Below are 18,900 nucleotides of genomic sequence, written 5' to 3' on the forward strand. Positions count from 1 at the left end.
GGAATTTTGAGCTATGAAGGGTATCATTCTTGCAGGAGGCAGCGGCACGCGCCTCTATCCCATGACGCTGTCGACGTCGAAGCAACTCATGCCGGTCTATGACAAGCCGATGATCTATTATCCGCTCAGCACGCTGATGCTGGCGGGTATCCGCGAAGTGCTGATCATCTCGACACCGCGCGACCTGCCCGCCTTCCAGTCGCTGCTGGGCGACGGGTCGGCCTGGGGCATGACCCTGGAATATGCTGTACAGCCCAGCCCTGACGGTCTGGCCCAGGCCTATATCATCGGTGCCGATTTCGTCGCAGGCCAGCAGTCGGCGCTGATTTTGGGCGACAATATCTATCATGGCCACGGCCTGCCCGAAATCCTCGCCAGCGCTTCGTCGCGCAAGGAAGGCGCCAGCGTCTTCGCCTATCATGTCAACGATCCCGAACGCTATGGCGTGGTGAGCTTTGACGCGAACATGAAGGCCGAAACCATCGAGGAAAAGCCGGAAAGCCCCAAATCCAACTGGGCGGTCACGGGCCTTTATTTTTATGACGAGCAAGTCGTCGATATCGCCGCCAACATGAAGCCTTCGGCGCGCGGCGAGCTGGAGATCACCGACGTCAACCGCGTCTATCTCGAACGCGGCGACCTGCATGTCGAAATCATGGGCCGCGGCTATGCCTGGCTCGACACCGGCACGCCCGACAGCCTGCTTGATGCGGCCGAGTTCGTCCGCGTCCTCGAAAAGCGTCAGGGCTTCAAGATCGCCGCGCCCGAGGAAATCGCCTACCGCCAGGGCTTCATCGACGCCAACGGCCTTGAACAGGCGATCGGCAAGCTCGGCAAGTCCGACTATGGCCGCTATCTGCGCGGCATCCTGACGGAAAGCTGACCGGCACTTTTGCAACAATGTAAGTCATTGATTGCAGAGGATAAAAGCCCAAAACGCGCGTAATGCAATCAGGATATCCCGAACAAGTCCTTTATTTTCAAGGGCTTGTTCGGGTAATGCGTTCGCACCTGTCTAACTCGCTGTCGCGGATTAGCCGATCACAGTCTCCCGTACGATCCCCAACGCCTTGGCATTGATCGCCGCCGCCCGCTCCGCCGTATCGCTTTCGGTATAGCAACGCAGCTCCGGCGCATTGCCGCTGGGGCGTAGGTGGATGATGTCGCCCCCGGCAAAATGGATGCGCAAGCCATCGGTCGTGTCGATGCCATCGGCCTCGCCCGCCACCGCGCCGAACATCGCAGTCAGCCGCGCCAGCACCTCGGCCTCGTTCCCTTCCTCCAGATGTGCGATCAGCGCCTGGCTTTGCGCGGTGGGATAGTCCTGCAACCGCTCGCTGAACGTATAGCGCCCAGGCAACTGTGCCTGCAGCGCCGAGAGCGTCACTCCCTGACGTCGCGCATCGACCAGCGTCGCCAGCATCGGCAGCACCGCGTCGCGCGTCGGCAGCGCGCCCAATGTCCGCCCTTCTGCCGTTACCGGGCTCGCCAGCAGGAAGCCGCCATTGGCCTCATAACCGCACACCGTCACCTGCCCCTCGTCCGCCAGCGCATTCATCGCCTCGATCACGAAGGGAGAGCCGATCCGCGTGCGGCGCACCGCATCGAACAGGCCCGACAGCTCGACCGCGCTGTTACAGCTGACCGGCGTCGCCACCGCCTTGATGCCGAGCGCCCGCGCGCACAGAATCCCCAGCACATCGCCGCGCATCCAGACGCCCGTTTCGTCGGCCAGCAGCGGGCGGTCACTATCGCCATCGGTCGACAGGATCGCGTCCAGACCATGCTCGGCCGCCCATTGCTTCGCCAGCGCCTGATCCTCGGGCCGCACGGCTTCGGTATCGACGGGGATGAACTTTTCCGCCCGGCCCAGCGCTACCGCCGTGCCGCCCAGCGCCGTGACGATCTGCGTCACGATGTCGCGCCCCACGGCCGAATGCTGATAGATGCCGAGCGTCAGGCCCGACAGCGCATCGCCCCCGAAATAGTCGATATAGCGCGCCATATAGGCGGTCGCGACGTCGATCACCGGCGGCAGTGCCTGTGCGGCCTTCAGGATCCCTTCGCGATCGAACAGGTCAGGCAGGTCGACGCTCTGGGCGCGGATGCCCTGCTCGTCGCTCTTGAGTACCTCGCCATCGGTGCGGTTGAACTTGATGCCGTTGCGGTCGTCGGGGATGTGGCTACCCGTCACCATCAGCGACGGGATACCCCGCGCAAAATCGTAGCCCGCCACCGCCGGCGAGGGCACGAAGCCGCAATTGTCGACCACGCCGTCCATGTGCCCGACCGCCGCCGCGCAGGCCGCCATGATCCGGGGGCTGGAGGGCCGTAGATCGCCTGCGATGGCGACATGGGTGCCGGGCGCGAACTGCCCGATGGAGCTGAGATGCTGAAGGAAGGCCTGCGTATAGGCGAAGCAGACCTCATCGGTCATCGCCGTGACAAGCCCCGCGCCCCGCTGGTGCCAAAGGCGACGCCGGACCGGGTCATGAGATCGGCGATGGAAACGGTGTGGGTCATGGGATCCTTTGCGGAGAAGCCGTTTGATCAGCGTCTAACCATAAAGACGTTCGTCCCACCAGATTGGCTCCGGCAGGTCGTGCGTGATGGTTGTCGCATCAGGATGCTGCGGATTGATGAGGATGTTGCGCTCCACCCGCGCCGGGATCGACGGCACGATCAGGATGGCGCTGCGTTGCTCCTCATACCAGGCCTGCCCGAACGCCTTGCACAGCCCCTCGTCTTTCCCGTCCCAGCCTGGATGCGCGGCGGTCTGAAAAATCTCGTAGCTGGTGCCGTTGGGGATGGTGATGCGGATATAATGCTGATTGGGCGGCAGTACGCTGCTGGCATGCACCAGTTTCTCCAGCATCGCGGTCGAATAATGTTCGGACGTGTAGATGACGGAGCTGAGCGGCGTATTCCACCGCCCAGGATAGAGCCGGGCGCCTTCGCTGTCATAGATCGGATGAACACCGTCGGGATCGCCGATGCGGTAAGCCGTCAATACCCGATCGGTTCGCCCGCCTTTCACACGCCCCCGCCATAAGCGGCGCGACCGAGCAGATTGATGACGAGGTCCGCGCCCGGACTGGTCGCCAGCGCGACGTCGAGCGGCGCCTTTCCGTCGAGCATCGGATGCGCGCGCCCCAAAAATTCGCGCGCCCGCTCTGGCTCCCGATAGATGTCGAGCGCGAAGCTGAACACCTTGGCAAGCCGGGCAAGCCTGTCCCCCTCCTCGCTCGTCAGGCGCTTGGACGCGGACTTGCGCCGCCGCTCGAGCGTGGCCTTGGGAATAAGCCGAAACTTGAAGCGCGCGTCGCCCGGCGCCACTTTGTCGGCCAGGCGATCGAGCGCGGCGACGGGCAGGCCGCTTTCGATGGAGGTCGGCAACGACAGGCGGGAGGTATGAATTCCGGCCCTTACGCCGAGCAGCGCCTCGATGCTGTGGGGTTGTGTTGCCATATATGCCTCTGGTTCAGATGATGCGGATATATGCATCATATGAGCCAATGGCAAGTCGATTGCCTGATGGCTGTTGGCAGGATAGGGATACCTGCGTTCAATGTATTACATGCCTACATGCCGGCCATTCGAGTGTGTCGATTGGACAGCCTGAACGCCCCCGTAAACACGCTTGTCCCCCCCGCCTCGCCCGCGCACTTTTCCAGTCGCTTTTGATGCACCTGCGTGCCCTTTTTTGCCCCGCCAGCGGCCCTTTGTTAAACATTGCCGGCGTCAGGCCTATCCGGCCCTCCCTTCCGTCACCTTGATGCCAAGTCTGCTCGAGCAGACTTGGCCCGCCTTTCACCCCCGCCTCAAATCCGCACTCGTTCCACCTCCGCCAGGCTGATCTCGTCGCGCCGCCGGTCATAAAGCTGTGTCGTGCGGGTCGAACTGTGGTTGGCCATCGCGGCGGCGTTTTCCAGCGTTCCACCATTTTTCAGGTATGTCGTGATCCCCGTCGCGCGGAAGCTGTGGTTGCCGATGCGCGTCGCGATCCCCGCAGCCTTCGCGCGGCGGCGCACCATGGCATGGGCCTCGGCCTGGCTGAGCGGCGTATCGCTCAGGCGCCCGGTGCCGCGCGCGATGGTGCGGAACAGCGGCCCCCTGCCCTCGCCCAGCCCGCAGCCCTCGATATAGGCGGTCAGATAATCGTCGAGCTGGTGATGGCAGGGCATCTCATGCCGCTTGCCGCCCTTCTCATGCAGCCGCAGCCACAGCCGCCGCCCCTGCACGAACACATCCTCGCGCTTCATCGCCAGCGCCGCGCCCACCCGCGCAAAGCTGTAGATCATGAGGCCGATCAGCGCCCGGTCGCGCAGCCCCACTGGCGTCGTGACGTCGATCGCGTCTAGCAGCGCCCGCGCTTCCTGTGCGTCGAGCACCGGCGTCTTGCCCTGGCGCGCTGAATGTGCCGGACCGCGCACGCTGGCCGCCGGGTTGGTCGCGATCACCTGCCCCGTTACCAGCCAGTCGAACAGGTGCCGCACTGCCGCGAGCCGCTGTTTGACGCTGGGCGCTGCGAGGCCCTGCCCCAGCGTCTCGATCCACGCAGCGATGTGGATGGGTGCTATGTCGGACAGGTCGCGTACCCCATGATCGAGACACCAGGCGAGACAGTCATGCGCCGCTTTCGCATAGGCGCGCCGAGTGTTCGGATTGCGGATCGCGGCGGCAAAGAATTCGAGGAAACGCACCTGCGCTCGCGGCTCAGACTGCGCGATGAGGGGCGGGAGTGGGAGTGACGATCGCAGGATGAGAGAGGAGATCATTAGAAACGCCGGTTATATGTGATAATGTCCTTTATCAAAGATATGAGAAAAATCTGCTTTCGTCTATCTTCGGATGTTTTAAAAAGCATATTGCTATTTCTCCTTGGCGTGATGATTGCAGGCGAAAGATTACAAGGGGCATTGCTTGATCACTTTATCTACGCTCCTACGCCGATGCCGGCCAAGGCGCGAATATCTGACCCATTCAGTCCGGGACTATAGGCAGCTCGTTCGGAACAAGATTAAAGCGATGCCCGATGATCGGCGTCTGGCGCTCGCGCAATCGATCGGGGCCGAGACGATGGGTAGCTTCATCTCTCAGGGCGATGGTCATGTCGCGGTGCTGCGTCATCATGGTCTGACTGACGGCATGGCGATCTATGATCTGGGGTGCGGATGCGGTCGTACAGCGCAGGCGCTGCATCGGCAGGGGTGGCAGGGGCAATATGCCGGGGCGGACGTCGTGCAGGAGTTGCTCGATGAATTGTCCTCACGCTGTCCCGGCTATCAGACGCACCTCAATGTTACGCCAAACATTATAGCGCAGGATGCCTCACTGGATATGATCTTTCACTGGTCAGTCTTCACCCATCTCTATCCGGGCGAATCCTACCTCTATATGCTCGACGCCTTCCGTGCGCTGAAGCCTGGGGGGAAGATGATATTCTCTTTTCTAGAGCTGGAAGAGCCCGCGCATGATCGGGTGTGGGAAGCTAATCTTCAGCTTATTCGTCAAGGGCGTCCAAGCCCTCATCTCGATGCTTTTCTGCACCGCGACTGGATACGCCGCTTCGCGCGCAACGCTGGCTTTCTGGAGCTACACTTCACCGATGGGCTGGATGCAAGCCACCATCCCGCCTTCTGGCAAAGCCTAGCCATATTGGAAAAGCAAGCGGCCTGAGCAAGCCTTAGGGCTTCAGCCCCTTCGCCATATTGAGGTGCGCCGTCACCATCCCGCTCGCCAGTGCCTTTAGCGCAGGCACGTCGCGTGAAGTCGAGTACCGCCTCAAGTAGTCCGCCCGCCCCCGCGTTGCCGGGGCGGAGCAAAACCAGGCCACTCCGGTCATCAACCGGAACACTGGCGAGATCTCCGCCACCTGATCAATGACGATAACGATATGAAGAGGGCCCCGATCGGGGCCCTCTTCATATCGCCGGCCCGCATCACAGCGACCTGGTTTTACTCTGCCCCGATGGCTTGGAATCTGACCGCCGTTGACACGGCCGCTCCGCCACAGAAATAGAGGTTGTTGCTGGCCTCCAGCTGGACACCTCGAAAAACTCTGGCGTTTGATCGGCGGATTTGATTCACTTCGTCGGCGATGCGTAGGAGGCGATGATGGCAAGTCAGCCTGGTTTCTTCGATCTTTCGGACCGGTACGATGCGCTGAGCGCGGCGGGCGATCCGCTGGAGCGATTAGCGGCAGTTGTGGATTTCGAGGTTTTCCGTGGTCCGCTGGTGGCAGCGCTTCGTCGCTGCGTTCGCGGCAAGGGTGGGGTCGGTTCCGGCTGAGGGCGAAATGACACCCTAAGAGCCCGATCCGAAATTAAGTTGAGTGGTATCAGCGGGTTAGCTTGACGCTTGCCGCAGTCGTTGATTCAGGGGTTTTGCAACAAACTTCCGGAGATCAACGATGTGGACCGATACCACTCGGGCGCAATATGCCCGCGCGGGACTGACTTTGCCAAGCGATTTGACCGATGCCGAATGGTCGGTGCTCGAACCTTTCTTGCCGCCACCCTCCCACGTAGGCCGTCCGCGCAAATGGCCGCTGCGACGGATCGTCGAGGCGATCCTGTATCTGCTGCGTGGGGGGCTGCCGTGGCGAATGCTGCCGCCCTGCTTTCCGCCGGTCTCGACGGTTCGGCGCTGGTTTTACCTGTGGCGCGATAACAAACTGTGGCTCTCGCTCAATCATACCCTGCTGTTGATGGCGCGTGAAGCGACAGGCCGCGAGGCTTCGCCCAGTGCTGGCGTGATCGATAGTCAGAGCGTGAAAACAACGGAAAGTGGCGGCCCTCGCGGCTTTGACGCGGGCAAAAAAATCAAGGGGCGCAAGCGCCACATCCTCACCGACACCGAGGGCCATTTGGTTCATGCGGTGATCCATACCGCCGACATTCAGGACCGCGACGGCGCGCCGCTGGTCCTGCGTGAAATCATCCACCGCTTTCCATGGCTGCGCCATGTCTTTGCCGATGGCGGCTATGCTGGCGACAAGCTCAGGGAAGCCCTCCGGCGTACCGGCAAATGGACTGTCGAGATCGTCAAGCGATCCGATGTTGCAAAAGGCTTCGTGGTTCTTCCGCGCCGCTGGGTCGTCGAGCGAACACTGGCTTGGCTGAACCGCAACCGTCGGCTCGCCAAGGACTTTGAACAGACCATCGCATCGGCAACTGCGTGGCTGTTCATAGCTTCCATCCAGCTATTCGCGCGTCGCATCGCAAGACTATGAAATTTCATCGGATAATTATGAATCAGGCTCTAAGGGAATAGCTGTCCTTGCCGTCGCCGCGGCTGCCATTGATCACAAACTGCGTCACTCTCGATGGATAGAACATTCCGTCAGCCACCTTGCAGGCATGACGTTGACCGCTGCCCTCAAAGGTATGCGATAGAAGTTCATCGTTCGATAGCTCCATGCATATGGCACGCAGTGCTTCATGACGGCGGTATGCAGGAAGAACTGAAATTCTTCCGGGGCATGCCGGACCGATTCTAAAAACGAGTGTTGGGTTTGCCGGTCAGCACCGAACTCGTTCAACGCCTTCAATCTCAGATTATCCGCATAAGCTCCGACTGAGAGTAGAGAGCCCGCCAGCGCCACCGCTACAAAAATGGGGCCTCGAACGATCGAAAACCGAGCCGGTATCAAAAAGCTGGTCGCTCCGACCGCGAAGCAAGCGGATACGATCCAGAGCCAGTGAGGCGCGCCCAGTCTATCTGACCAGATCGTCGCGAGGAATACTGGCTTCAGCAAGCTACCGAAGACGAAGCCTGCAATCGCCAGGTACGTAATGCATCCAAGCGCGGCGGTCTTCATCCTGTGCTTTCGTCCGACATCCGGCGCGACGCTCATGCCGCCACCTCGACCTTGTGATCCATGTCCGCCCTGGAGCGTCCGACGATTGCGGCGACAGTATTCTTGCTGAGGCCGAGGTCCCGGGCTATCCAGCGATAGCTGCGCCCCTCGGCAACAAGGGCTAGCACCTTGGGGGCAAGCCGATCCGACTTCGGGCGGACGCCGGTCTGCCGCCCGAGTTTCCGACCCCGCGCCCGTGCCGCGGCGAGGCCGGAGCGAACCCGCTCGCTGAGCATGTCGCGCTCGAACTGCGCAATGCCTGCGAGCATCGTCGCCATCATACGACCGTGCGGCGTATCGACCTCGAAGGTCATGCCGCTCATCGCGACCACCGACACGCGCCAGCCCGACAGCCGGTTGAGCGTATCGAGCAGGTCCTGCGTCGAGCGCCCCCAACGACTGAGTTCGGTGACAAGGATCGCATCAATGTGGCGCGCCTGGGCCAGCTTCATCACTTCGGCACGTGCCGATCGGTTGGCCTTCATCCCCGAGGCGGTTTCTCGAAAGACCTCGACCACCTCATAGCCGCCACGCTCGGCAAAACCGGCGAGGTCGCGAAGCTGCCGCTCGCACGACTGGTCGGCTGTCGAGACCCTGGCGTAGATGGCGGCGCGCTGTCCCAATTGAACCCTTCTGGAATTAGGCCTCGAAAAGCCTTGATCTGCGTGGGGTCAGTGTTGTCCAAAACAGACTTCTGTTCAATAGGGACAAGCCGTGCATGCCGAGACGCCATATCCTCAGCGCCCGACAGCGTTCGGCCCTACTCGACCTGCCGACTGACGAAGCGGCGCTGCTGCGGCATTATATTCTGGCAGCCGATGACCTGATCCATATCGACCGGCGGCGCCGACCGGAGAACCGCATCGGGTTCGCCCTGCAGTTGTGTGCGCTGCGATATCCAGGTCGGACGCTTGCTCCCGGCGAACTGATCCCCCACGCCGTGTCCGCCTTTCTAGGTGCCCAGCTTGGCATCGCTGGCGACACGCTCGCGTCCTATGCCGTTCGACGCCAAACCCGGCACCAGCACATGGAGGCGCTGCGCCGCATCTACGGATACAGGATGTTCCCCGGACAGGGACCGCATGCCAGGGCGTTCCGGGATTGGCTTCTCGCCGAAGCCGAGCAGGCACGCTCAAACGACGACCTTGCCCGGCGCTTCATTGCCCGCTGCCGTGAAACCATGACCATCCTGCCAGCGATCACGACAATCGAGCGGTTGTGCGCGGACGCGCTCGTCGCCGCCGAACGCCAGATCGAGAAGCGGATCGCAGCCCGTCTCGATCCCGTCGCCTGTGATGGGCTCGACCGACTGACTACCGAGATGCTGCCGGGGGCGATCAGCCGCTTCATCTGGCTGCGCCGGATTGAGCCGGGCAACAACTCCGCCGCGGCGAACCGGCTGCTCGACCGGCTCGAGTTCCTGCGCGCGATGAACCTCAATGATGGTTTACTTGCCGGTGTTCCACCGCATCGCGTCGCCCGGCTACGCCGGCAGGGCGAGCGCTACTTCGCCGATGGCCTGCGCGATCTCGGCGCCGATCGGCGCCGCGCTATCATGGCGGTTTGCGTCATTGAATGGGCCACTGCGACGGCGGATGCGGTGATCGAAACACATGACCGGATCGTTGGCCGCACCTGGCGCGACGCGAAGCAACTGCATGACGCGCGGGTCGTAGAAACCAGAGGCGCTACCACTGCGACTTTGAACGGCTTCACTGCACTCGGTCAATCATTGCTCGAAGCGCATGGCGACGGCGCGTCGCTGGAAGATGCGGTCGCGCGCGGGGCGGGATGGGAACGGCTCACCAGTCTCGTCGCTACGGCCAAGACGTTGACGGACACCTTGGGCGACGATCCGCTGGCCTATGTTGATCAGGGGTATCACCGCTTCCGTCGGTATGCCCCGCGCATGCTGCGATGCCTCGACCTCAAAGCTGCGGCGGTTGCACGGCCTTTGCTGGACGCGGCTACCGCCATCGCTACCAGGGGCGCAGTTCCGGCGGCCGACGATTTCTTGCGCCCGCATTCCAAATGGCGGCGACAGTTGCGGGCGAAGGGCGATGATGATGCCCGCCTCCGGGAAGTCGCGGTCATGTTCCACCTGCGCGACGCGCTGCGCTCGGGCGACATCTGGTTCGACCGCTCGCATCGGTATGGTGACCTGCGCCACGTCCTCGTGCCGATGGCGGTCGCGCATGCCGCGAAGCTAGCGGTCCCGTCCGACCCGCATGTCTGGCTGGCTGACCGCAAGGTGCGTCTCGCCGATGGCCTTGCCCGGCTCGGTCGCGCCGCGCGCAGCGGTACAATTCCGAAAGGCAGCATCGAAGACGGCACGCTGCGCATTGATCGCCTCACCGCCGACGCGCCGGATGGGATCGAGGATCTGATGCTCGATCTGTATCGCCGCCTGCCGCCCGTCCGCATCACCGATCTGCTGCTCGAAGTCGATACCGCGCTGGGTTTCACCGATGCCTTCACGCATCTGCGCACCGGCGTGCCGTGCGGCGACCGAATTGGTCTGCTCAACGTCCTGCTCGCCGAGGGCCTGAATTTGGGCCTGCGTAAGATGGCAGAGGCTTCCAACACCCACGACTATTGGCAACTCTCCCGTCTCGCGCGCTGGCACGTCGAAAGCGAGGCGATCGACCAGGCGCTGGCCAACGTGGTCGCGGCGCAAGGGGCGCTGCCGATGGCCCAGGTGTGGGGTATGGGTAGAGCCGCATCGGCCGATGGCCAGTTCTTCCCCGCAGCACGGCAGGGCGAGGCGATGAACACGATCAACGCCCGCTACGGCAACGATCCCGGAATCAAGGCCTATACTCACGTCAACGACCGCTTCGCGCCGTTTGCATCGCGGACTATTCCAGCCACAGTCAGCGAAGCACCTTACCTGCTCGACGGGCTGACGATGAATGAGGCAGGGCGACGGATCGAAGAGCAATACGCCGACACTGGCGGGTTCACCGATCATCTGTTCGGGATCAGCGCCATGCTCGGCTACCGCCTTGTGCTGCGCATCCGCGACCTCCCATCCAAACGACTGTACGTATTCGACCCTGCCACCACGCCGAGCGAGCTGCGCCCGCTGGTGGGCGGCAAGGTTCGTGAGGCGCTGATCGTTTCCAACTGGCCCGACCTGTTCCGCTGCGCCGCCACCATGAGCGCGGGGCAGGTCGCGCCGAGCAGCATCTTGCGCAAGCTCGCCGCCTATCCGCGCCAGAACGATCTTGCAGCCGCGCTGCGCGAGGTGGGCCGGATCGAGCGGACGCTATTCATCGTCGAATGGATTCTCGACGCCGGTATGCAGCGCCGTGCACAGGTGGGCCTCAACAAAGGTGAGGCACATCATGCGTTGAAAAATGCCCTGCGCATTGGCCGTCAGGGCGAAATCCGCGACCGCACGACGGAGGGTCAGCATTACCGGATCGCTGGCCTCAACCTACTGACCGCCATCATCGTCTACTGGAACACCCTGCATCTCGGCCATGCCGTCGAAGCTCGCCGCCGCGAAGGGCTCGATACCCCCGACCATCTTCTCGTCCATATCTCGCCGCTCGGGTGGGCCCACATCCTTCTCACTGGTGAGTACCTTTGGCCCAAGGACTCCGCCGCTTAGGGTGTCATTCCGCCCTCAGCCAGAACTGACCCCAGGGTGGGCGACCGCCCTTTGATCCGGTGCTGATGTTCAAGATTCTGGTTCTACAGGCGCTCTATTCGCTGTCGGACGAGGCCGCCGAGTTTCAGATCAAAGACCGGTTGTCATTCCAACGGTTCCTGGGCCTTGGGCTCGATGGCACCGTGCCGGATGCGACCACGGTGTGGCTGTTTCGGGAACGCCTGGTAAATGCCAAGGCCATAGACAAACTTTTCGCTCGCTTCGACGCTGCCCTCAAGGATCGGGGCTATCTCGCCATGGGCGGGCAAATCATCGACGCTACGGTCGTGCAGGCACCCAAACAGCGCAATACCGAAGCGGAGAAAGCAGCGATCAAGGAAGGCGGCGTGCCCGAGGGCTGGAAGCCGGCCAAGACCCGGCAAAAGGACCGTGATGCGCGCTGGTCGATCAAGTACAGCAAGGCCAAGATCAAAGAGGGCGCCGATCCCAAGGCGGCTAGGCCGGTCGATCTGGCCATCCCGATGTTCGGGTACAAGAATCATATCGGCATCGACAAAACCCATGGGCTGATCCGCACCTGGGATGCCAGCGCCGCCAATGCCCATGACGGCGCACGGCTGCCGGTTCTGATCAGTAAGGACAACACTGCCTCCGGCGTCTGGGCTGATACCGCCTATCGATCCAAGAAGAACGAGGCGTTCCTGGCCAGTGGCATGTTCACCAGCCACATTCACCAGCGGCGTAAACCGCGGCGAGCGTTGCCTGAGCGGATCGCCAAGGCCAATACCCGGCGTTCCAAGATCCGCGCCCAGGTCGAGCATGTGTTCGCCGGGCAAAAGAACCGCATGGGGCTGGTCGTGCGCACCATCGGCATCGCCCGCGCTACCATCAAGATCGGCATGGCCAACTTGGCCTATAACTTCCAGCGCTTGGCCTGGCTCGAAGGGCGAACTGCGCCTGCTTGATATGAACCAAGCGCCACCGACGGTAAATCCGGCCACTGCGGCACCGGCAATATCGAAATCACCGACAAATACGCTGCAACATCACTCCTTCCACGCCGCCTCAATCCGCACCGTCGACCCTACACGCAAATCCAGCGGTTCTTCGAGGTGTCCAGCTAACTATCATGGGCTTTCTGACGCTTTGGTTTCCCTATATCTTTGCCTGGTTCATCCAAAAATCGGAATATCCGTCGACGTTCCCCAGGGCCTTCACGACATGGGCGATCTTTCGGTACGGATGCGCAGTGATGTTCTTCGCCATGCAGTTTGCGACGGGCAATTAACCAGGAAAACGCTGAGCCTCGACCCCTTAATACGTCCCACACCGCCTAATCAAGCGGCGTGCAAGCGTAGACATCTTGATGCTTATCCCAGCCTTTCGCTCGAAAAAAGAACGGGATCATGTCGCAATCTGACAGCAGCTTCATGGTAACATCAGGACTTGAAAGAGATATTCCATATCCGTCGTGATCTGGGTAGTCTGCGTATCCCCATCCGGTTCTTTTGAATGTCTCGAAAAGGCTCTTTAGGCCATCGGTCTCCAGTCCGTAGGGTGCGCCCGCGTTAATGCGCTCAACCACATCCGTTCCATGCGTCGTGATAATTAATGCCCCAGAAGGCGACAACTGACGACGGAGGAATTTCAGCGTCCGGGCTGACTCTTCGTATGAGAGATGCGTAAAAAGCGAGCCAATCCAGATGAGATCGAATTTCCCGAGGTCATCGTTCAGGGCAAGATCGAGCGTCTCTGCATCAAACCCTAACTGTTTAGCGCCCGCAACTGATGGTGCGTCGGCGTCCACACCTCGGACTACGGCCCGAGGAAAAGCGACCCTGAGCCAACGATGGACTCGACCAAAGCCGCAAGCGTAATCCAGAACTCGCTTTACATCGCTTATGTGTCGATCCTGAGCCTGCAGCACCTGCCTGATGACGGAAATGGCACTTGCGCCGACCGAAAAATATCGAGTGCGCATGATGTAATCGCCAGGTATACCCTCAAGCATACTATCTTCTGGAAGAATATGACGGTTGACATCCTTAAATAGGTCGTCCTCCCCATATATTGGGAACATATCGTAAATGTCCGGCATGTTTTCCATGAATAATCCTTAGTGTATTGAGGAATTACGTTCCTATAATTCTAATATCACAATAAACTTGGTCTGCCGCAATAATCTTATTCAATATCGGGGTTGATGTCCTGTGGCCTATTGGCTAATGATTTAGGCTGTGGGTGTGAAATGACATGCTTTCCGGCCCGCCCCCCCGACAAGGGCGCGGGCCGGTCGCGTCAGAAACGGATGCGCACGCCCGCCGACGCGCTTTCACGATGGTCGTCCTCGCCACTCTGCGCATCGATAGTCGTGAAGAATTCGACGCCGCTCGTCAGGCGATAGGACAGACCCGCCGACGCGGTGCCGACCACTGCCGCCCGCTGCGCCCCGGTGGCGAGCAGGGTCAGCGGTCCGCCGGCATAGCCGCCGATGGCTTCGGTTGTGCGTCCTTTGATCTGCGCCCGCAGACCCAATCCGACAAAGGGACGGAACGCCGCGTCCGACGCGTCGGCCCGCGCGAAGCGGAAGCCCGCATCAGCAAAGCCCGAAACGTGACGATCGCGCGCGACATCAAGCGCGAAGACGCTGCCCGTCTCGCTTACCCGGTCGCGCACCGTGCGGACATAGGTGACGCCGACCTTGGGCGTCACGGCCCAGTCGCCCATCGTCGGAAAAGCATAGCCGACCGACAGGTCGCCCACCCAGCTGTGCAGGCCATAGCGGCCCGAAGCCGAACTGCCGTTGGGCAGCGCCCGGTCGGTCTGCGCGTCGCCACCATCATAGAGCACCGATGCCGTCAGCCGCAACCCACCCGCTGCATAACGCCCATGGACGCCCGCGACGAAGCCGTCAGTCTTGGTGCTGGCGCCCAGCGCGTCGATCCGCTGGTGACTATCGAGATAGCCCGCGAAGGCGCCGACCGCCCAGTCGCGGTTCCCGATGCCCACGCCGCCGAGCAGACCATAACCCCGCGTACGCGCGCTCGACGTGCCGGCGTCGCTGTCGCCCGCCAGCCTGTGCCACTGGCCCAGCACCTGCCCGAAGGTGAAGGCATGGACATCGTCGCTGTCGGTGAAGGCAAAGCCCGGACCGCGCGCCGCATCGGCCAGCGTCAGCGCCTGGTCGACGCCCAGTTGCGTCGCGCTGGCATAGGGTTCGGGCGTCAGCCGCGTGAAGGCCGCCGGGTTCGATCCGCCGTTCGCCAGCAACAGCGAAGGCAGCGCCGCAAACAGCGGGCTGTTCGCCGCCTGCGTCGGAATGACGCTGTTGGCATAATCGACGCTGCGCGACACCTGCGGGTTGAACAGCGGGTCATTGAGGAAGCGGCCGAGCAGCTGGATGCGGTCGGCGCGCTGGACGATGAAGCCGAACAGCGTGTCCGCTTTGTCGATCGTCGAATAGCTGCCCATGATCCCGCCGCTCGCGATGATGAGGTCGTAGGAGGTGCCGGGCCTGATCTGCCCGTCCGCCACGATCTTGAGCGTCGAACCATTGGCGATCGTCAGCGTGCCGTTGATCATCAGCTGATCGGCGATCGTCGGCGTGATCTCGAACAGCGAGACGGAGCCGCTCGCCAGCGCGACATTGCCGTTGACGGTCATCGTGCCGGGCGAGGCGCCGGGGCTCAATGTGCCCGCGACGCTGATATTGCCATTGACGATGCCCGCCGACCCGAAGGTCGCGCCCTGCCGCACCGCGATCTGGCCTGCGCGGATGACCGACCCGGCCAGCCCAACGAAGCGCCCGCCGGTCAGGTCGATCGTGCCGAAGCTGCCCGTTCCCGACAGGGTGGCAAAGCCCGCGCTCATCCCCAGCGCCTCGATATTGGCGACATTGGCGAAGGCGATCGGCGCTGCGCTGCTGCCGCCCGAAATCTGGATGCTGTCGTTGCCCGCGCCGCCATCGACTGATCCGGCAAAGCCGCCCGCGATGGTGAAGCGATTGTCGTCCGCGCCGAAGATCACCGGCGCCCTGAGCGACGCCCCCGACGCGACCGCCAGGTTGGTGCCCACGTTCACGGCGTCATAGACATGCGCGCCCGTCAGGCTGAGCGTGCCAGTGCCTTCGCTGTTCAATATCTCGAACTCGGTCAGCAACGCAGCACCCAGCGTGCGGTCGCCCGCCAGTTCCAGCGTCGCGCTGTCGGTGCCTGCGCCGCCCGACACCGTGCCCGCCAGTGTCGCACCGGCGGCCAAGCGGAAGCTGTCATTGCCAGCCCCAAGGTCGATCGTCCCGGCCAGCGCCCCGCCCTGCGCGATGGTCAGCGACTGCGCGCCATCGCCAAAGCCGATGCTGTCGCTCGCCGCGCCCAGCGTGCCTGCGACGTCCAGCGCCCCGCCGGTCAGCGCGACCTGCTCGAAGCCGATGGCGCTGCCCGTCAGCCGAACCGGCGCATTGGCGGTAAAGCGCAGCAGGTCGTTGCCCGCCCCGCCATCATAGACGCCCGCTGCCTGGATGGTGCCGAGCGCCAGCACATCGTCGCCTGCGCCCATCATCGCCGCGGCGACATCGCCATCGGCGCTGAAACGTTCCGCGCCACCCGATCCCACAACGCCGCCCACGGCAAAACCATTGAGCGCCAGCGTGAGGCCGGTGCCGTTTATCGCCACCGTCTGGAAATTCTGGTCGATTGTCAGGGCGAGCGTCCCGTTGCCTTCGACCGACAGCCGTTCAAAGCCCGTGCGCTGGCCGATGCCGCTGCGGTCGCCTGCCAGCATCACGGTATAAAGGTCGTTGCCCGTGCCGCCGTCGACGCCGCTCGCCACGCTGCTGCCCGGTCCCTCGACAAACTGATCGTCGCCCGCGCCCAGCAGCACCGCGCCGCCGATGCGGCCATTGTTGACCACGCGGTCATTGCCCGCGCCCAGATCGACGGCGCCGGTGATGGTGCCGTCGTTCAGCACGGTTTCGGCGCCGTTGCCGCCCATGATCGTCGTCGGGCCGCTGCTCGAGAGCGTCTGCCCCGACGCCACCGTGACGGTGCCGCCCATCAGGCCGATGCTGTCGAAGTTGAAAGTGCCCGAATAGGCGACCGCGCCGTTGCCGATCTGGCTGAAGCGTTCGAAGTTCAGGAACTGGTCGCCATTGACCGCCCCGCCCCGCGTCGCGTCGATGATCAGGCTGTCGTCGCCCAATCCGGCGTCGACGATGCCCGTCAGCACCGCGTCGGCGGCGTGCAGGAAGATGTCGTCGCCCGCGCCCAGCCAGACATTGCCTTCGATCCGGCCATAATTGTCGATCCGGTCATTGCCTGCGCCCAAGTCAATCGACCCGATGATCGATCCTGTATTGACGATGCGGTCGTCGGCCGTGCCGATCACCTGGATCGCCCCGGCGAGGCTCGTCGTGCCGATCGCGGCGGCCAGCAGATCGTCGGCCGCCAGCAGCGTATCGCCCTGCCCCCGGATCGTGCCGCTGTTGGTGAGGTCGAGCGCGGTGCCGCTTACCATCAGCGCGATCGATTTCTCGCCCGTCGCCTCGATCGTCCCGGCGTTGCTGATCGTGCCGCTGACGCCCGTGCCGTTGCCATAGACGAGCAGGCCGACGGCCGGATCGGTATAGTTCACCTCGGTATAGATGAAGCCGGGATAGCTGTAATAGCCGTAGCTACCGGTCGACCCGTCGCCGCTCGCGCGGATCACGCCCTGATTGTCGATGGCGTAGCTTGCCGATGTCAGGTTGGCGAGATTGAGCGTCACGCCCGCCCCACCGACTGCTGACGACTCTATGGTGCCGCTGTTGCGCAACGAGGCGGCGACCGGATTGTCGGGGGAGGGAAAATAGTCCCTGCTCGTGACGACCAGGCCGCTGCCCATGGCGTTGCTGATCGATCCACTATTGTCGATCGTCATCATCGCGGGCGTGTCGGCGGCGGCGAAGGTGGCAGAGATGGCCATGCCGCCATCGATGGTGCCACTGTTGATGGCGGACAGCCCGGTCAGCTCGGTGCCATTCAGCGTAACGGCGCGCGCCTGCCCCGAAGAGGCGATGCTGCCGCTATTGTCGAACGTCAGAGCGGTGTTCGCCGCCTGTATCTGCACGGCGGTGGCGTCCAGCATAGCGCTGCCGATCGCGCCGTCGTTGGTGAAGGACTGGATAGTGCCACTTACGCCGCCTGCCATGGTGCCGCGATTGGTGAACGCTGCCAGCGCACTATAGGGCGTGAAGTTCACGCCATAGAATGGCAGGTAGGTCGAAACCAGGCCGTCGATCGTCGCGTCGTTGACGATCGTCCCGTCGCCTTGAATATAGACATCGCTGGCGATGTCGTCCGCCGCGGTCAGCGTCAGGACGGTATCGGCGCCCAAAGCTTGGACATAGTCCGCTTCGAAATTGATGCCTGCGTGGTTGCCGAGGGCGATCGTGCTGCTGCTGCTGCGTGACCGGCCATAGATGTCGAAGCCCGCGCCGCCGTCGATGGTGCCGCTGACGCCTGTCGTCTCGCCGGTCTGGAGGAAGAGATCATTGACCTGCCCGAAGGTCAGATTGCCCTCCAGCGTGCCGCCATCGGTGACATAGATGGCGGACGCATAGCTATAGGGTGACGCCGCAACATCACCCATGATCGCGCCACGATTGATGATCGTGGCGCCGTTGGACAGGTCGATGGCGGTCGCGCCGCGGATCGTGCCGCCCGTTTCGTTGGTGAGGCTGCCATAATAGCTGAGGCTGACGGCCGCGCCGGTGCGACTTGCGATCGTGCCGCTGTTGGTTACCTTCGACTGACTGTAATAGCCCGCGTCCACTGCCAGCCCGTCGACCTCGATCGTGCCGCTGTTGGTGAGCGTGGCAAAGCCTGTGATGCCACTCGCCCCGGACCCGGCGACATCAGTGATCATCCCGCTGTTCACCACATCCTGCGCGCCGGTGATGGCCGTGCCATTGCCATTCAGGCTGATCATGCCTGCATTGGAGACGGTGGTTCCGCCGAAAATGCCGCTTGCCGGATAATAGAGACCGGTAGCATTAGTGACGCTGATCGTGCCATTGTTGGTGACGTCGGCGGTCCCGGCCACGATGGCGGCAGTGCCGTAGCTGTAATTCTGCGTCGTCTTGCTGAGGCTGAGCGTGCCGTTGTTGACGATCGTCAAAGCGCGATCCGGCCCCGCCCCGCCGCCCGTCAGTTGGTCGGTCGTGGCGATCGTCGCATCGACCAGCGTGCGGTCGCTCGACAACAGGTTGCCATTCAATGTGACCGTTCCGTTCCCGGCAAGGCCCAGCGTGGTCGACAGCGGCGACGCCGTCGTCAGCGTCAGCGCGGCGCCATTGGACAGTTCATAGGACAGCGCCTCGAACCCGTTGGCAAGCGCCATCGTCGCGTTCGCGTCGGCCTTCACCCGATAGCGTAACGTGTCCCAGCCC

Annotated in this window: 11 protein-coding genes and 3 pseudogenes; 6 read left to right on the top strand and 8 right to left on the bottom strand. The window is 62.7% G+C overall.

Features of this window, described 5'->3' with window-relative positions:
* Positions 1 to 13: 13 nt before the first annotated feature.
* Positions 14 to 883, top strand: coding sequence for a glucose-1-phosphate thymidylyltransferase RfbA (rfbA, locus tag CJD35_RS22170; RefSeq protein ID WP_095687601.1), 870 nt, complete (start codon positions 14 to 16; stop codon positions 881 to 883).
* Between the two features lie 150 nt (positions 884 to 1,033).
* Here the strand turns inward: rfbA and CJD35_RS22175 are convergent.
* From CJD35_RS22175 to CJD35_RS22190, 4 genes and pseudogenes are all read right to left on the bottom strand, one after another.
* Positions 1,034 to 2,523 (bottom strand): annotated as a pseudogene (locus CJD35_RS22175) (phosphomannomutase).
* 34 nt (positions 2,524 to 2,557) lie between these two features.
* Entirely contained in the window at positions 2,558 to 3,037 is a 480-nt protein-coding gene (locus CJD35_RS22180; protein ID WP_167383184.1) for an RES family NAD+ phosphorylase, read from the bottom strand.
* Positions 3,034 to 3,468 carry an antitoxin Xre-like helix-turn-helix domain-containing protein gene (locus CJD35_RS22185; protein ID WP_095687602.1) on the bottom strand — a complete coding sequence of 145 codons (435 nt, stop codon included), beginning with the start codon at positions 3,466 to 3,468 and terminating at the stop codon, positions 3,034 to 3,036. Before CJD35_RS22185 ends, CJD35_RS22180 begins: the two co-directional genes overlap by 4 nt.
* Before the next feature lie 353 nt (positions 3,469 to 3,821).
* A complete protein-coding gene (locus CJD35_RS22190) occupies positions 3,822 to 4,778 on the bottom strand; it encodes a tyrosine-type recombinase/integrase (protein ID WP_095687603.1) in 957 nt (318 codons plus the stop codon).
* 250 nt (positions 4,779 to 5,028) lie between these two features.
* Between CJD35_RS22190 and CJD35_RS22195 the strand changes: the two genes are divergently transcribed.
* The 3 genes and pseudogenes from CJD35_RS22195 (at position 5,029) to CJD35_RS22205 (ending at position 7,234) form a co-directional block, all read left to right on the top strand.
* Positions 5,029 to 5,679, top strand: a complete 651-nt coding sequence (locus CJD35_RS22195; protein ID WP_095687604.1) for a class I SAM-dependent methyltransferase — start codon at positions 5,029 to 5,031, stop codon at positions 5,677 to 5,679.
* Positions 5,680 to 6,117: 438 nt separating this feature from the next.
* A pseudogene (locus tag CJD35_RS22635) lies at positions 6,118 to 6,276 on the top strand (IS5/IS1182 family transposase); the annotation flags it as partial.
* Between the two features lie 136 nt (positions 6,277 to 6,412).
* The gene (locus CJD35_RS22205; RefSeq protein WP_043153120.1) at positions 6,413 to 7,234 is read left to right on the top strand and encodes an IS5 family transposase; all 822 of its coding nucleotides are present in this window, start codon (positions 6,413 to 6,415) and stop codon (positions 7,232 to 7,234) included.
* Positions 7,235 to 7,318: 84 nt separating this feature from the next.
* Here CJD35_RS22205 and CJD35_RS22210 read toward each other — a convergent pair whose 3' ends face one another.
* Both CJD35_RS22210 and CJD35_RS22215 read right to left on the bottom strand, forming a co-directional pair.
* Entirely contained in the window at positions 7,319 to 7,858 is a 540-nt protein-coding gene (locus CJD35_RS22210; protein WP_053556452.1) for a hypothetical protein, read from the bottom strand.
* Positions 7,855 to 8,484, bottom strand: coding sequence for a recombinase family protein (locus CJD35_RS22215; protein ID WP_053556453.1), 630 nt, complete (start codon positions 8,482 to 8,484; stop codon positions 7,855 to 7,857). Before CJD35_RS22215 ends, CJD35_RS22210 begins: the two co-directional genes overlap by 4 nt.
* Positions 8,485 to 8,579: 95 nt before the next feature.
* On the opposite strand from CJD35_RS22215, the gene CJD35_RS22220 reads away from it, so the two are divergent.
* A complete protein-coding gene (locus tag CJD35_RS22220; RefSeq protein ID WP_095687606.1) occupies positions 8,580 to 11,477 on the top strand; it encodes a Tn3 family transposase in 2,898 nt (965 codons plus the stop codon).
* A 32-nt stretch (positions 11,478 to 11,509) separates the two neighbouring features.
* A pseudogene (locus tag CJD35_RS22225) lies at positions 11,510 to 12,442 on the top strand (IS5 family transposase); the annotation flags it as partial.
* A gap of 368 nt (positions 12,443 to 12,810) precedes the next feature.
* On the opposite strand, the gene CJD35_RS22230 reads toward CJD35_RS22225, so the two are convergent.
* Together CJD35_RS22230 and CJD35_RS23540 are read right to left on the bottom strand one after the other, a co-directional pair.
* On the bottom strand, positions 12,811 to 13,584 hold the full coding sequence (locus tag CJD35_RS22230) for a class I SAM-dependent methyltransferase (RefSeq protein WP_095687607.1): 774 nt from the start codon (positions 13,582 to 13,584) through the stop codon (positions 12,811 to 12,813).
* 191 nt (positions 13,585 to 13,775) lie between these two features.
* Positions 13,776 to 18,851 carry an autotransporter domain-containing protein gene (locus tag CJD35_RS23540; RefSeq protein WP_338057803.1) on the bottom strand — a complete coding sequence of 1,692 codons (5,076 nt, stop codon included), beginning with the start codon at positions 18,849 to 18,851 and terminating at the stop codon, positions 13,776 to 13,778.
* Positions 18,852 to 18,900: the final 49 nt, after the last annotated feature.

It is taken from the genome of Sphingobium xenophagum (genome assembly GCF_002288285.1).
In the GTDB taxonomy this organism is placed as follows: domain Bacteria; phylum Pseudomonadota; class Alphaproteobacteria; order Sphingomonadales; family Sphingomonadaceae; genus Sphingobium; species Sphingobium xenophagum.

Excerpts from the sequence above, each read along its gene's own strand:
- rfbA (WP_095687601.1), top strand. The coding sequence starts at position 14 with ATGAAGGGTATCATTCTTGCAGGAGGCAGCGGCACGCGCCTCTATCCC.
- CJD35_RS22185 (WP_095687602.1), bottom strand. The coding sequence starts at position 3,468 with ATGGCAACACAACCCCACAGCATCGAGGCGCTGCTCGGCGTAAGGGCC.
- CJD35_RS22190 (WP_095687603.1), bottom strand. The coding sequence starts at position 4,778 with ATGATCTCCTCTCTCATCCTGCGATCGTCACTCCCACTCCCGCCCCTC.
- CJD35_RS22195 (WP_095687604.1), top strand. The coding sequence starts at position 5,029 with ATGCCCGATGATCGGCGTCTGGCGCTCGCGCAATCGATCGGGGCCGAG.
- CJD35_RS22205 (WP_043153120.1), top strand. The coding sequence starts at position 6,413 with ATGTGGACCGATACCACTCGGGCGCAATATGCCCGCGCGGGACTGACT.
- CJD35_RS22210 (WP_053556452.1), bottom strand. The coding sequence starts at position 7,858 with ATGAGCGTCGCGCCGGATGTCGGACGAAAGCACAGGATGAAGACCGCC.
- CJD35_RS22220 (WP_095687606.1), top strand. The coding sequence starts at position 8,580 with ATGCCGAGACGCCATATCCTCAGCGCCCGACAGCGTTCGGCCCTACTC.
- CJD35_RS22230 (WP_095687607.1), bottom strand. The coding sequence starts at position 13,584 with ATGGAAAACATGCCGGACATTTACGATATGTTCCCAATATATGGGGAG.
- CJD35_RS23540 (WP_338057803.1), bottom strand. The coding sequence starts at position 18,851 with ATGGCGCTTGCCAACGGGTTCGAGGCGCTGTCCTATGAACTGTCCAAT.